Consider the following 13,604-nt stretch of genomic DNA (forward strand, 5'->3'; position numbering starts at 1 on the left):
CATCTTCGCCCCCTGATCGGGTACTCTGGATGAGTTGCTCCGGGGAGACCCGGGCAGCGGATCGGGATGTAGCGCAGCTTGGTAGCGCGCTTCGTTCGGGACGAAGAGGTCGCAGGTTCAAATCCTGTCATCCCGACCATAGGAAGGCCCCACGGCATGCGCCGTGGGGCCTTCGCCGTCCCCGGGCGGCGAGGCGCAGCGGCGCGCACATCAGTGATGCGGCAGCACCGGGTACGTCCTGCCCGCGCCCCACCGGTGCCGGAGCCTCTTATGGAGCGCATCGCCCGCCACCACGCCCGGAATCGCAAGTGCGGCGATGGCCAGGCCCTCGAGAGGCGGGGGCGCCTGGCCCAGCAGCGCGGCCACCGGGCCCACGAAGAGGAAGACGGCGAGCAGCACGAGTTCGGCGGCGATCGCGCCGAGCAGCATGCGGTTCTTCCCCCACGCGAGCCTCCAGGCTGGCTGGCTCGCGCTGCGGCACGCGTACGCATTGGCGAGCTGGCCGAGCACCACCGCGGTGAAGGCCGCGCCGGAAGCCGCGGCGATCGTCGCGGGGTCGGGGAGCGGGCCGCCTGGCCGCCAGCCCGCAGCCCAGAGCACGGCGGCGAAGGCAGCCATCTCGAAGACGACCTCGGCCGGGCCCAGCACCGCGAACACCCGGAACAGCAGGCTCGCGTCCATGAGGTGACGCCGCTCCGGCGGCCGCTTGAGGACCCCGGAGCTCGGGTTCTCGCCGCCGAGCGCCAGCGCTGGCAGGAGGTCGGTGCCGATGTCGAGGCAGAGGATCTGCAGCACCCCGAGGGCCAGGGGGAAGTGGCTGGCGGCCAGGGCCCACACCACGAACGGGGTCAGCTCGGCCACGTTGTCGGTCAGGTGGTAGGTCAGGAACCGCCGGATGTTCGCGTAGGTCGCCCGGCCCTGCTCCACCGCCACGATGATGGTCGCGAAATCGTCGTCGAGCAGGACGAGGTCGGCCGCGTTCCTCGCCACATCGGTGCCGCTGCGGCCCATGGCCACCCCGATGTCGGCGGCCTCGAGGGCGGGGCCGTCGTTGACGCCGTCGCCGGTCATGGCGACGCAGTGGCCCCGCCCCTGCAGGGCGTGCGCGACGCGGAGCTTCTGCTCGGGGGTGACCCGCGAGATCACCACCCCGTCCCGGTCCAGCAGCGCGCCGAGAACCTGGAGGTCCTCCGGCAGCGCGGCCCCTTCGAGCACGGCCTCGGTCCCCGTGCCGCGGCCGATCAGCCCTATCTCGCGGGCGATCGCCGCCGCCGTCACCGGGTGGTCCCCCGTGACCATCGCAACCCGGATCCCGGCCTCGCGCGCCTGCCGGATCGCGTCCGCAACGGCGGGCCGGGGCGGGTCGTGCAGGCCGACGAGGCCCCGCAGCACGAGCTCCCGCTCGAGGACGACGGCGTCCGCCTCCCCTTGCGCCGCGGCGGAGGCCTCGGCGGCGGTCAGCTCGCGCGACGCCACCGCCAGCACCCTCAGGCCGCGCGACGCGAGCTCCCCCAGCATCCGGCGCGCCCCGTCCAGCCATGCGGCCCCCTCGCCGCCGCCCGCCCCCGGCCCAGAGGAGCCGTCGCCCACGCACAGGCCGAGGAGCGTCTCGGGCGCCCCCTTGACCCACAGCTCCGCCCGCGCCCCCGCGCCGGCGCCGGCGGGGAGCACCGCGCTCTGCCGCTTGCGCTCCTCGTCGAACGCGAAGCCAGCGAGCGCCTCCGGGCCTTCCGCCGCACCGCCGAGCCTGCGGTCGAGGGCCGCGAGCGCGCCCTCCATCGGATCGCCGACGGCCCGCCACTCGCCGTCGTGCTCCTCGATGTCCCCCTGGGAGGCTGCCCGGGCGCCGGCGGCGAGGCGCGCGGCCGCCGTGACGGCGAGCGGGGTACCCGTGACCGCCGCCTCGGGCGCGTACCCGCGTCCCTCGAGCCGGACGGAGCCGAGCGGGGTCCACACCTCGACGGCGCTCATGCGGTTCTGGGTGATGGTGCCGGTCTTGTCGGTGCAGATGAACGTCGTGGAGCCCAGCGTCTCGACAGCCTGGAGGTTGCGCACGAGCGCGTGGCGCCGGCTCATGCGCTGGGCGCCCATGGCGAGGGAGAGCGTGACCGTAGGCAGCAGTCCCTCGGGGACCAGGGCCACGGTGACCCCGATGGCGAACAGGAAGGCGCTTGCGAGGGGGTTGCCGATGAGGAATGAGATCACGAAGAACACCGCGCCGACGGTCACGGAGACGATCGCGATGACCTTCACGACGCGCTTGAGCTCGAGGTCGAGCGGGCTGGGCGGCGACTCGGCCCGCGTGGTCAGGCGCGCGATCTCGGCCAGCCGCGTGGACACCCCGGTCGCGGTGACCCGTCCGACGGCTTCTCCCGTCGCGACGAAGGTGCCCCCGGTCGCGGCGGTGCCCGGGTCCCTGACCACCGGCATGCTCTCGCCCGTGAGCATGGACTCGTCGAGGGACAGTGCGGACGCGTGCAGGATCTCGAGGTCCGCGGGAACCCGGTCCCCGGCGGCGAGCAGGACGATGTCCCCGGGGACGAGGTCGACGGCGCCGACGACCGTAGTCCTGCCGGCGCGCCGGACCTGGACGTTGCTCGGCAGCAGCTCGCGCAGCTTCGCCGAGGCACGCTCCGCGCGGGCTTCCTGGACGAAGGCGAAGACGCCGTTGATGACCACCACCGCGGCGATCGCCGAGCCGAGCTGCGGCATTCCCGCGATGAAGGCGAGCACCGCGGCAGCCCACAGCATGAGGGCGAAGAAGTGCGCGAGCTCGGCGCCGAGCCGGACCCACCAGGGGCGCACCCTCTCCCGCGGCAGGCTGTTGGGGCCGTAGCGGGCCCGCAGTCCCGCGGCCTCTGCGTCCGTGAGCCCCGAGGGGGCGGCGGGGCCCGGCGCACCCGGACGCCGCGGCCCGGCGGGAAGGCGCGGGGTGACGCTCACGGAGCCATTCTTCCGAACCGGGCCGCCGCCGCGGAAGGGAAGGAGGGCCCGCGCAACTGGCCCGCAGACGCAGAAGTGCCCCGGACCGGGGTCCGGGGCACTTCCCTGCTGGCGTCAGCACTCCCCCACAGATGTACTGGGCTGACGGGCCGGGTCAGCGTGAGGCGGCTGCGCCGCGTCGGGTCAGAGGCTGCTGCCCTTGGCGGACATCGGATCCGGCCAGTTGCCGATGGCAACCGGCGCCTTCATCGGATCGGGCCAGTTGCCGATCGCCGTGGACTTCATCGGGTCCGGCCAGTTGCCGATGGCCGTGGACTTCATGGGATCGGGCCAGTTGCCGATCGCGGTTGGGGCCCCGGCAACGCCGGACACCGCGAGCGCGCCGCCAAGTGCGAGGGCCGCAATCAGTTTCTTCAGCATGGGCTTGTCCTTTGTATTCAGTCCCGTGGGTCGGCGGGACAGGGTGCGTCTAACGGGGCAGAGCGTGCTTTGTCATGATTGACATTCCCAGTAAAATATCTCCCACATTGCCTGTCAAGGAATACCGTCACCCTCTTGACGGCCCATGATGGATATTAAAGACAAGCGTGCTCCGGTTCACGAGGTTCCGGGCCGGGCCAGGAGGTCATCGTGGGGAGTGGATTCGGCGAGAAGCTGCGTGCCGAGCGACTGGAGCGCGGACTCACTCAGGCCGAACTCGGCAAGGACCTCTACTCGCCCAGCTACATCTCGCTGCTCGAGACCGGGCGACGAGAACCCACCGCGGAAGTGATCCAGGAGCTCGCGCGCAGGCTCCAGCTCGCCCCGAAGGCCCTCGAGGCCTGGAGCCAGCCCGTGAGCGCCAACGACGCCGAGTACGTGCTCGCCGGGCTCTACGCGCGGCAGGCCTGGGACCTCCGCGACTATGCGCAGGCGGCCACGCACGCCGCGACAGCGGCGCAGTTCGCCCTCGACGGCAAGAACAACAGCGCGTGGTGGAACATGACCTACATGCAGGCCGAGTGCCTCATGAAGCAGGGCGAGCTCGCCGAGTGCCAGCGGATCGTCCAGCACCTCCTCGAGCACCCCATCGTCGCCGAGTCCGCCGGCCTCGCGGTGCGCGCGCGCCAGATGCTGGCGGCGGTGTGCCACGGGCTCGGCCAGCTCAGCACCGCGGTGGAGCACGCGCGCGAGGCCGTCCGGCTCGCCTCGCAGCTTCCCGCCGGATCCACGATCTACATCGGCGCCCTGCGCGCGCTCATCGGCGCGCTCGCGGAGAGCGGGAAGCTGGATGAGGCCTGGGAGCAGTGCCGCATCCTCGAGACCCTCATCGACGAGGAGTCGATGGGCCAGCTCGCCGGCGAGATCGAGTGGGTGATCGGCAACGTGGCGTTCATGCGCGCCGACTACGCGGAGGGCGTCAAGCACCACGAGCGGGCCGCCAAGCTCCTCTCCCCCGCCAACGACATCGAGCTCTGGGCCCGCTTCAACAAGGCCTCGGCCGCGGTGCGGCTCTCCGGCGGCATCATCGAGCCGGAGACGCTCGCGGCGATCGAGCGCGCCGAGCTGGCCCTGAGCATCGTGGGCGGCTCCCGCTCGGAGCAGCTCGAAGTGAGCTTCATCCGCGCCCGGTGGCTGTACCTCAACGGCCAGATCCCGGAGGCCATCGAGCTCCTGCGCACCATCCATGCCGAGAAGGGAGTGCTCGGCCGCCACACCGCCGGCGAGGTCGCCCTCCTGTACGGGCGCGCGCTCAAGGCGCTGGGCCGCAACGACGAGGCGCTCGAGCTCCTCGGCGACGCGCGGGAGCAGTTCAGCTACGCGGGGGCCTCGGACAAGGTCCAGCAGGTGATGGACGCGATCCTCGAGATCCGGCTCGCCACCCAGCGCGCCGCCAAGGAGGCCTCGGGCGGCGCCAAGGCCCCCCAGAAGGACGGCGTCAGCTGAACGTGCGGCCGGTGAGCCGCTCGTACGCCTCGACGTAGCGGTCGCGGGTGCGCTTGACAACCTCGTCGGGCAGGGCTGGCGGCTCCTGCCCCGAGGCACGGTCCCAGCCGGACTCTGCGGACGTGAGCCAATCGCGGACGAACTGCTTGTCGAACGAGGGCTGGGCCTGCCCGGGCTCCCATGTGGCAGCGTCCCAGAAGCGCGAGGAGTCCGGCGTGAGCACCTCGTCGCCGAGGGTGATGTACCCGGTGGTCGGGTCCACGCCGAACTCGACCTTCGTGTCCGCGAGGATGATCCCCCGTTCGCGGGCGATCCGCTCAGCCTCGCGGTAGATCTCGAGCGTGAGGTCCCGCAGCTGCGCCGCGGCCTCGTCGCCGACCATCCCCGTGACGTCCTCATACGTGATGTTCACATCGTGCTCGCCGAATTCGGCCTTGGCCGAGGGCGTGAAGACGGCCTCGGGAAGGCGCGAGCCGTCCACGAGCCCCGCGGGCAGCGGGATCGCGCACACCGTGCCCGACTCGCGGTACTCGGCCAGCCCGGAGCCGGTGAGGTAGCCGCGGGCGATGCACTCGACGGGGTACATCTCGAGCCTGCGGCAGACCATGGCGCGGCCCGCGACCTCGGCGGGGACGCCGTCGTCGACCGTGGAGGCCAGCACGTGGTTGGGCACGTTGAGCTGCTCGAACCACCACAGGCTCAGCTGGGTGAGGATCCGGCCCTTGTCCGGGATGGTGCTCGCGAGGACGTAGTCGTAGGCGGAGATGCGGTCGCTGGCCACGACGAGCACTCGGTCCCCGGGACCAGACTCAGCACCGTCGACCGGCTCGTACAGGTCCCGGACCTTGCCCGAGTAGATGTGCCGCCAGCCGGGCAGCTCGAGGACCTCGGTGGAGTACCCTGCCTTGTCGATGCTCATTGCTCTGCTCCCGTCCCGGCGCCGTTGCGCACTCCCGGCACGCTGATGTCCCCGCGTGCTGCCTTGGCCGCGATGTCGCGGCGGTACTGCCCGCCCTCGAGCCTGATGAGGCCCATTCCCTCGTAGGCCCGCTCGCGCGCCTGCGCGAGCCCCTCGCCGAGGGCGACGACCGCGAGCACGCGCCCGCCTGCGGAGACCACCTTGCCGTCCGCATCGAGCGCTGTCCCGGCATGCAGGACGTGGACGCCCTCGAGCCTCTCTGCCTTCTTCAGCCCGCGGATGCGGTCGCCGGTGCGCGGCGTCCCGGGGTAGTTGTGCGACGCGAGGACGACTGCGACGGCGGCCTCGGGCGCCCAGCGCAGGTCCCCCGCGCTCTCGAGCTGGCCGGTCGCGGCAGCCAGGAGCAGGCCGCCGAGCGGCGTCCTGAGCCGGGCGAGCACCGCCTGCGTCTCGGGGTCGCCGAACCGGGCGTTGAACTCGATGACGCGGGTGCCGCGCGAGGTGAGCGCGAGGCCGCAGTAGAGCACGCCCACGAACGGGGTGCCGCGCTTGGCCATCTCGTCGATGGTCGGCTGGGCGACCCGCGCGACGACCTCGTCGACGAGCCCCGCGGGCGCCCACTCGAGGGGGCTGTAGGCGCCCATGCCGCCGGTGTTGGGGCCCTCGTCGCCGTCGAAGATGCGCTTGAAGTCCTGGGCCGGAGCGAGCGGGACGGCGGTGTGGCCGTCGGAGAGGACGAAGAGGGAGACCTCGGGGCCGTCGAGGTACTCCTCGATGACCACGGTGCCGCCGGCCTCGAAGCAGGCCTGGGCGTGGGCGAGCGCCGCGGTGCGGTCGTCCGTGACGACCACGCCCTTGCCGGCGGCGAGGCCGTCGTCCTTGACCACGTAGGGGGCGCCGAACGCATCGAGCGCGTCGGCAGCCTCCCCGGGGTTGACGGCGACGCGGGCCATCGCCGTGGGCACGCCGGCCTCCGCCATGACCTGCTTGGCGAAGGCCTTGGACGCCTCGAGCTGGGCGGCGGCCCGGCTGGGCCCGAACACGGGGATCCCGGCGGCGCGGACGGCGTCCGAGACGCCCGCCGCGAGCGGCGCCTCCGGGCCGACCACCACGAGGTCCACCGCGAGGGCCCGCGCGAGGACGGTGACGGCGTCCGGGTCGTTCGCGTTGACGGGGTGTGTCGGGACGATCTGGGCGATTCCGGCATTGCCGGGCGCAGCGTGCACCTCGGAGACGGCCGGATCGGCGAGGAGGGAGCGGACGATGGCGTGTTCGCGGCCACCGGGGCCGATCACGAGAACCTTCACGCCCCCAAGGGTATCGGCCAGCCCATGCGCGGCGCACCCGGGGATCCCCGGCAACCCGGGTCCGCGCACCTAGACTGAGGCCATGGCCCACGCAACCTTCACCGCGGACGACGCCGTCGAGCTCGCCGTGATCGAGCGCAGCGGCTTCATCGAGTCCCGCCATCTCGGCTCGGCGGTGGTGCTGGCAGGTGACGGCTCCGTGGTGACTGAACTCGGGGACATCCGCACGCCGGTGCTCGCCCGCTCCACCCTCAAGCCCTTCCAGGCGCTCGCGTCCATGCAGGCCGGCGTGCCGCTGCGGGGCACCCAGGTTGCCCTCGCGTGCGCGTCCCACACCGGGTCGCTGGACCACATGGACGTGGTCGAGGGGATGCTCCACGCCGCTGGTCTGAGCGAGGCGGACCTGGGCTGCCCGGCCGAGTGGCCGGCCGACGAGAACGCGCGCGCCTGGCTGGTCCGCTCGGGCCAGGGCCGGCGCAAGCTCGCCTACAACTGCTCCGGCAAGCACGCGGCCTTCCTGTGGGCGTGCGTCGAGAACGGCTGGGACCGGCGCAGCTACCTCGAGCCCAACCACCCGCTCCAGCAGCGCGTCCGGACCACCATCGAGGAGTACGCCGAGGAGCCGATCGCGCACCTCGGGATCGACGGCTGCGGCGCGCCGGTGGCCGCCCTGTCGCTGCGCGGGCTCGCCCAGGCCTACTCGCGGCTCGCCAAGTCACCCGGGGACCACGGCGCCAACGCCCGTGCCGCGACGATCGCCACCTCGATGCTCGACTACCCGTGGGCCGTCCAGGGCCACGACAAGGAGAACACGATCGTCATGGAGGAGCTGGGGATCCTCGCCAAGGTCGGGGCCGAGGGCCTCCTCGTGCTCGCCACCCCGCAGGGCGCCACGGCGGCCGTGAAGGTCCTCGACGGCAACGTCCGCGCCACGACCCTCGTGGGCCTGACGATGCTCGCGGCGGCCGACGCCGTGGACGTGCCCGAGGTGGCGCGCGTCCTCGAGCGGGTCGTCGACCCGGTCCTCGGCGGCGGGCGGCAGGTGGGCCGCATCCGGCTGGGGCGAGCCGTCTCGGCGCTGCTGGACTGAGGGAGGGACCGCCATGGCTGTCCGCCGCAGGATCGCGCACGACGCCGGCCGCGCTGCCGTCGCTGCCTGGCTCGCCGCCCGCCGGGGCCAGGACGGCGCCGGCGCCCCCGGCACCGGCGAGGTTCCGGCGGAAGGCGGCCAGGCCGGCGTCGTGCGCGGCGCGGTGGACCGGCAGACGACCGCCACCGCCGTGCGCTACCTGCTGGAGGAGCTCGCGGAGCGGGCCCCCGGCAATTCGGTCGAGGTGCGCGTGCCGCCGTTCGGGGTGGCGCAGTGCGTCGAGGGGCCCCGGCACACGCGCGGGACGCCCCCGAACGTGGTCGAGACGGATGCCGAGACGTGGCTCGCCCTCGCCACCGGCACGCTCGCGTGGCCGGGGGCCGTCGCCTCCGGGCGCCTGACCGCCTCCGGCATCAGGACGGACCTGAGCGAGTTCCTGCCGCTCGCCTAGCTAGCCCCGGCCGACGAACGGCATGCCCGAGGCGGTGATGAGCAGGCTGCCGACGCTCGCCTCCGCCGGCAGGGACGCCATGAACGCCACGGCCTCGGCGGCCTCCTCGACGGCGAACGTGGGCTCGACCCGGCGCGAGCCGTCCGCCTGGAGGGCACCCTCGCCGACGCCCAGGGTCTCCATGATCTCAGTGCGCGTGTTGCCGATGTCGATCTGCCCGCACGTGATTCCCCAGGGGCGCCCGTCGAGCTCGATGCTCTTGGTCAGTCCCGTGATGGCGTGCTTGGTCGTCGTGTAGGCGACGGACCGCGGCCGCGGCGAGTGCGCCGAGATCGAGCCGTTGTTGATGATCCTGCCGCCCCTCGGCTCCTGCGCCTTCATGGCCCGGAACGCCGCGGCCGCGCACAGGAAGCTCCCCGTGAGGTTCACGGCGACCGTGGACTCCCATCCAGCGGGGTCGATCTCGCCGACGTCGCCCGACGGTCCGAACGTCCCGGCGTTGTTGAACAGCACGTCCACGCGCCCGAACGCGCCCACGGTATCCGCGAAGAGCCGCTCGACGTCGGCCGGCACGGTCACATCGCACGGCACCACGAGGGAGCCTGCGGCCTCCCCCGCCGTCTCCTCGAGCTGGGCGCCCCGCCGGCCCGCCAGGGCCACGCTCCAGCCGTCGGCGAGCAGCCGGCGGGCCACGGCCCGGCCGATCCCACTGCCGGCACCGGTCACCACGGCCACGCCGGGGTCCTGACGCTTGCTCATTGCTGCCTCCATTCCGTCACGGACTTGACGCGGATCACGTCCACGCGCCACGCTAGTTTCACATTACAGTATTTCTCTTCCGCTATATGGAATATAGCCATCGGGCGGAGGAGCGGCGGGGGACGCCCCCGCCGACGCTCGACGCGCGGCACCAACGCGCGCAGAAGGAGGTTGGCCGTGCTCACGTCAGAGCCTACCCAGCAGTTCCTCGGCGGCGCCGGGGCCGCCGTGGACCGCGACCCGGAGGAGACCGCCGAGTGGATCGAGTCCTTCGACTCGCTCGTGGCAGAGCGGGGCACCGAACGGGCCCAGTTCATGGTCAAGAACATCCTGCAGCGGGCGGGCGCGCAGAGCGTCGGCGTGCCCATGGTCCACACCACGGACTACATCAACTCGATTCCGGCCGACCAGGAGCCCGAGTACCCGGGCGACGAGGAGGTCGAGCGCCGCTACCGCGCGTACATGCGCTGGAACGCCGCGATCATGGTCCACCGGGCCCAGCGCCCCGGCATCGGGGTCGGCGGCCACATCTCCACCTACGCCGGCGCGGCCACCCTGTACGAGGTCGGCTTCAACCACTTCTTCCGCGGTAAGGACCACCCCGGCGGCGGCGACCAGGTCTTCTTCCAGGGCCACGCCTCCCCCGGCATGTACGCCCGGGCCTTCATGGAGGGCCGCCTCGCCGAGGAGGACCTCGACGGGTTCCGCCAGGAGAAGTCCAAGGAGGGCCATGCGCTCTCCTCCTACCCGCACCCGCGCATGATGCCGGAGTTCTGGGAGTTCCCGACCGTGTCCATGGGCATCGGCCCCATGAACGCCATCTACCAGGCACAGTCGAACCGGTACCTCCACAACCGGGGCATCAAGGACACCTCGGACCAGCACGTGTGGGCGTTCCTCGGCGACGGGGAGATGGACGAGCCCGAGTCCCGCGGCCTGCTCCAGCTCGCCGCGAACGAGAACCTGGACAACCTCACGTTCGTGGTCAACTGCAACCTCCAGCGCCTCGACGGGCCCGTGCGCGGCAACGGCAAGGTCATGCAGGAGCTCGAGGCGTTCTTCCGCGGCGCCGGCTGGAACGTCATCAAGGTCATCTGGGGCCGCGAGTGGGACTCGCTGCTGTCGAAGGACACCGAGGGGAACCTCGTGAAGCTCATGAACGAGACCCCGGACGGCGACTACCAGACCTTCAAGGCCGAGAACGGCGCCTTCGTCCGCGACCACTTCTTCGGCCGGACCCCCGAGACCAAGGAGCTCGTGGCCGACCTCACGGACGAGCAGATCTGGAACCTCAAGCGCGGCGGCCACGATTACCACAAGGTCTATGCGGCCTACAAGGCTGCCACCGAGTTCAAGGGCAAGCCCACGGTGATCCTGGCCAAGACGGTCAAGGGCTATGGCCTAGGCGCGCACTTCGAGGGCCGCAACGCGACCCACCAGATGAAGAAGATGACGCTGGGAGACCTCAAGGACTTCCGCGACCTGCTGCGCATCCCGATCTCGGACGAGCAGCTCGAGGCCAATCCGTACGAGCCGCCCTACTACCACCCCGGCCAGGACTCGCCGGAGATCCGCTACCTCCTCGCCCGGCGTGCCGAGCTCGGCGGCTCGGTGCCCGAGCGGCGCAAGGAGCACCGCGCCGTCGCCCTTCCCTCCGAGAAGGCGTATGCGATCGCCAAGCGCGGCTCCGGCAAGCAGCAGGCGGCCACCACGATGTCCTTCGTGCGCCTGCTCAAGGACATCATGCGGGACGCGGACTTCGGCCAGCGGATCGTCCCGATCGTCCCGGATGAGAGCCGGACCTTCGGCATGGACGCGTTCTTCCCCACCGCGAAGATCTACAACCCCAAGGGGCAGAACTACCTCTCGGTGGACCGCGACCTCGTCCTGGCCTACAAGGAGTCCCCGGCCGGGCAGCTCATCCACCCGGGCATCAACGAGGCCGGCGCCGTCGCCGCGTTCACCGCGGCGGGCACCGCCTACGCCACCCACGGCGAGCCGCTCGTGCCGGTCTACGTCTTCTACTCGATGTTCGGCTTCCAGCGCACCGGCGACGCCTTCTGGGCCGCGGCGGACCAGATGACGCGCGGGTTCATCATCGGCGCCACCGCCGGCCGCACCACGCTCACGGGCGAGGGCCTCCAGCACGCCGACGGGCACTCTCCCCTCCTCGCGGCGACCAACCCGGCCGTCGTCACCTACGACCCCGCCTACGGGTACGAGATCGGGCACATCGTGCGCGCGGGACTCGAGCGGATGTACGGCGGCGAGCACGCCGACCCGAACGTCATGTACTACCTCACGGTCTACAACGAGCCGATCGTCCAGCCGGCCGAGCCGGAGGACCTCGACGTCGATGCGCTGCTGAAGGGCATGTACCGCCTGGCGTCCGACGCCGCGTCCGGCCTCGCCGCCGACGCTCCCCGCACGCAGCTGCTCGCCTCGGGCGTCGCGGTGCCGTGGGCGCTCGAGGCGCAGCGGATCCTCGCCGACGACTGGGGCGTGGCCGCCGACGTGTGGAGCGTGACGAGCTGGAGCGAGCTGCGCCGCGAGGGCCTCGCCGCCGAGGAGCAGGCGTTCCTGCACCCAGAGCTCGAGGCGCCCACGCCGTTCGTGACCCGGCAGCTCGCCGACACGTCCGGACCCGTTGTGGCCGTCACGGACTACAACAAGTCCGTCCCGGACCAGATCCGCCAGTTCGTCCCCGGCGACTACGCCGTGCTCGGCGCCGACGGCTTCGGCTTCTCGGACACCCGGGCGGCCGCGCGGCGGTTCTTCAAGATCGACGCGCACTCCGTCGTGGTGCGGGCCCTGCAGATGCTCGCCCGCCGCGGCGAGGTCGACGCGGACGCGCCGCGCCAGGCGTTCGAGCGGTACCGGCTGCTCGACGTGACGGCGGGCACGACCGGGAACGCAGGGGGCGAGAGCTAGGCCCTCCCCGCAGCAGGCTGGCGAGCGCCGGCCCACAGGCTGCCCCCGCACCGCCCCCTGGGGCCTGGTTGGACGGTGCGGGGGCCGGCGGCCGATCCACAGTGGCCGCCACTTGGCGGCCCTCCTCGCGCAACGGGAGGGCCGCCGCCGTCTCCGCGGCCGCCCGGGCGGGCGGCCGCTGCTGCCGTCGGCCGGGCAGCGCGCTCCTCAGACATGCCAGCGCGGACCCGCCTGCCGCCCGGGCCCGGGCCTGCGGCCGAGCTGCATGAGCGCACGCACGAAGGCGACCAGCTGGGCGAGGATCCCGATCAGGGCGCCAACGATGCCCACCACGAGCAGGACGCGCACGAGGAGGGCCCAGTCGGGCGGACCTGCGGGGAACGCGAACGGGAACACCTCCCAGACCCTGACCGTGGCCACAATCCCGAAGATGAGCACCACGATCTCCCCGACCGCGCGGAGGGCCGGCGTGCCGGCCACCAGATAGACGGCGTTGGCGACGAGCCCCGCGATCCAGGCGGCATTGACCGCCCCGATGGCCTCCGAGGCCTGCGGGGTCACGAACGGCACGGACCACCAGCCCGGCCAGACGTTGGCGGCGTAGAGCAGGACGCCGATCACGATGATCGACGGGACGGCGCCCTCGCGCCCCGTACGCCTCCGCTCGGCCCGTTCCATGGCCCCATCACACCGCCCTCCGCCGCGCCGCGCGAGAGGCTTTCGGCCCTGCGGCCGGCGACGGCAACGGCCCCGCTCCCACGGAGGGAGCGGGGCCGTTGCGCCGATGCGGTGCGGGGGGGCCGGAGGAGCCCCTGGGGGCCGGAGGTCAGCGCCCCACGAACCAGTTCAGGACGGGCACGCGGGCGGCCCAGCCGCGGCGCTCGCCGTCCGGGGCGGGCCGGAGGGCGAGGTCCGGGTCGATGTGCGTGACCTTCGGGATGTAGCGCTCGGCGGCCGGCTGGCTGAGGCGGGATGCCTCCGTGGCAGATGGACGCGCGACGGTCGTGCTGGTGGACATCTCTCTCCCCTTTCCGGGCTCATGGTCGGCGGTCATACTCGCAGCTCCTCCTCGTGGCTGGCTCCGCAGTGCGCGGATGTTTCCACTTTGCGGAAGAACTTTATTGATATATGGAATTCTACTGGGATACCAGAAGCGCGGTCAAGGGTTTCGGGCAAGAAGACGACGAAGCGGGGGGGGGGGGGGGGCGCCCCCCCCCCCCCCCCGGGGGGGGGGGGGGGGGGGGCGGCGGGGCGGGGGGGGGCGCCGGCGCCCGCCTG

At 72.4% G+C, this 13,604-nt stretch carries 11 protein-coding genes and 1 tRNA gene; 5 read left to right on the top strand and 7 right to left on the bottom strand.

What is annotated here, in order from left to right:
* Nucleotides 1-62: 62 nt before the first annotated feature.
* Nucleotides 63-139 (top strand) — tRNA-Pro (locus J2W21_RS19125).
* A 71-nt stretch (nucleotides 140-210) separates the two neighbouring features.
* Here the strand turns inward: J2W21_RS19125 and J2W21_RS19130 are convergent.
* Both J2W21_RS19130 and J2W21_RS19135 read right to left on the bottom strand, forming a co-directional pair.
* The gene (locus tag J2W21_RS19130; RefSeq protein WP_307116101.1) at nucleotides 211-2,943 is read right to left on the bottom strand and encodes a cation-translocating P-type ATPase; all 2,733 of its coding nucleotides are present in this window, start codon (nucleotides 2,941-2,943) and stop codon (nucleotides 211-213) included.
* A gap of 183 nt (nucleotides 2,944-3,126) precedes the next feature.
* Nucleotides 3,127-3,363, bottom strand: a complete 237-nt coding sequence (locus J2W21_RS19135) for a hypothetical protein (protein WP_307116102.1) — start codon at nucleotides 3,361-3,363, stop codon at nucleotides 3,127-3,129.
* A gap of 210 nt (nucleotides 3,364-3,573) precedes the next feature.
* Here J2W21_RS19135 and J2W21_RS19140 point away from each other — a divergent pair, with 210 nt between their 5' ends.
* Entirely contained in the window at nucleotides 3,574-4,869 is a 1,296-nt protein-coding gene (locus J2W21_RS19140) for a helix-turn-helix domain-containing protein (RefSeq protein ID WP_307116103.1), read from the top strand.
* Here the strand turns inward: J2W21_RS19140 and J2W21_RS19145 are convergent.
* Both J2W21_RS19145 and purD read right to left on the bottom strand, forming a co-directional pair.
* Nucleotides 4,862-5,788, bottom strand: coding sequence for a phosphoribosylaminoimidazolesuccinocarboxamide synthase (locus tag J2W21_RS19145; protein WP_307116104.1), 927 nt, complete (start codon nucleotides 5,786-5,788; stop codon nucleotides 4,862-4,864). The genes J2W21_RS19140 and J2W21_RS19145 overlap by 8 nt on opposite strands.
* Nucleotides 5,785-7,095: a phosphoribosylamine--glycine ligase gene (gene purD / locus J2W21_RS19150; RefSeq protein ID WP_307116105.1), complete on the bottom strand. Its 1,311-nt coding sequence runs from the start codon at nucleotides 7,093-7,095 to the stop codon at nucleotides 5,785-5,787. The genes J2W21_RS19145 and purD overlap by 4 nt, the downstream gene beginning before the upstream one ends.
* 82 nt (nucleotides 7,096-7,177) lie before the next feature.
* Here purD and J2W21_RS19155 point away from each other — a divergent pair, with 82 nt between their 5' ends.
* Both J2W21_RS19155 and J2W21_RS19160 read left to right on the top strand, forming a co-directional pair.
* Entirely contained in the window at nucleotides 7,178-8,185 is a 1,008-nt protein-coding gene (locus tag J2W21_RS19155) for an asparaginase (RefSeq protein ID WP_307116106.1), read from the top strand.
* 13 nt (nucleotides 8,186-8,198) lie between these two features.
* Nucleotides 8,199-8,636: a sterol carrier family protein gene (locus J2W21_RS19160; RefSeq protein WP_307116107.1), complete on the top strand. Its 438-nt coding sequence runs from the start codon at nucleotides 8,199-8,201 to the stop codon at nucleotides 8,634-8,636.
* Here the strand turns inward: J2W21_RS19160 and J2W21_RS19165 are convergent, their stop codons facing one another.
* Nucleotides 8,637-9,395 (bottom strand): SDR family oxidoreductase, encoded by a 759-nt coding sequence (locus J2W21_RS19165; RefSeq protein WP_307116108.1) that lies wholly within the window; start codon nucleotides 9,393-9,395, stop codon nucleotides 8,637-8,639.
* Between the two features lie 177 nt (nucleotides 9,396-9,572).
* Between J2W21_RS19165 and aceE the strand changes: the two genes are divergently transcribed.
* Nucleotides 9,573-12,326, top strand: coding sequence for a pyruvate dehydrogenase (acetyl-transferring), homodimeric type (gene aceE, locus J2W21_RS19170; protein WP_307116109.1), 2,754 nt, complete (start codon nucleotides 9,573-9,575; stop codon nucleotides 12,324-12,326).
* Nucleotides 12,327-12,533: 207 nt separating this feature from the next.
* Here aceE and J2W21_RS19175 read toward each other — a convergent pair whose 3' ends face one another.
* Both J2W21_RS19175 and J2W21_RS19180 read right to left on the bottom strand, forming a co-directional pair.
* Nucleotides 12,534-13,004 (bottom strand): hypothetical protein, encoded by a 471-nt coding sequence (locus tag J2W21_RS19175; protein ID WP_307116110.1) that lies wholly within the window; start codon nucleotides 13,002-13,004, stop codon nucleotides 12,534-12,536.
* A gap of 148 nt (nucleotides 13,005-13,152) precedes the next feature.
* Nucleotides 13,153-13,344, bottom strand: coding sequence for a hypothetical protein (locus tag J2W21_RS19180; RefSeq protein ID WP_307116111.1), 192 nt, complete (start codon nucleotides 13,342-13,344; stop codon nucleotides 13,153-13,155).
* Between the last annotated feature and the right edge of the window lie 260 nt (nucleotides 13,345-13,604).

It is taken from the genome of Sinomonas atrocyanea (genome assembly GCF_030811715.1).
Taxonomy (GTDB): Bacteria; Actinomycetota; Actinomycetes; order Actinomycetales; family Micrococcaceae; genus Sinomonas; species Sinomonas atrocyanea_A.

Excerpts from the sequence above, each read along its gene's own strand:
- J2W21_RS19135 (WP_307116102.1), bottom strand. The coding sequence starts at position 3,363 with ATGCTGAAGAAACTGATTGCGGCCCTCGCACTTGGCGGCGCGCTCGCG.
- J2W21_RS19145 (WP_307116104.1), bottom strand. The coding sequence starts at position 5,788 with ATGAGCATCGACAAGGCAGGGTACTCCACCGAGGTCCTCGAGCTGCCC.
- J2W21_RS19155 (WP_307116106.1), top strand. The coding sequence starts at position 7,178 with ATGGCCCACGCAACCTTCACCGCGGACGACGCCGTCGAGCTCGCCGTG.
- J2W21_RS19160 (WP_307116107.1), top strand. The coding sequence starts at position 8,199 with ATGGCTGTCCGCCGCAGGATCGCGCACGACGCCGGCCGCGCTGCCGTC.
- J2W21_RS19165 (WP_307116108.1), bottom strand. The coding sequence starts at position 9,395 with ATGAGCAAGCGTCAGGACCCCGGCGTGGCCGTGGTGACCGGTGCCGGC.
- J2W21_RS19175 (WP_307116110.1), bottom strand. The coding sequence starts at position 13,004 with ATGGAACGGGCCGAGCGGAGGCGTACGGGGCGCGAGGGCGCCGTCCCG.
- J2W21_RS19180 (WP_307116111.1), bottom strand. The coding sequence starts at position 13,344 with ATGTCCACCAGCACGACCGTCGCGCGTCCATCTGCCACGGAGGCATCC.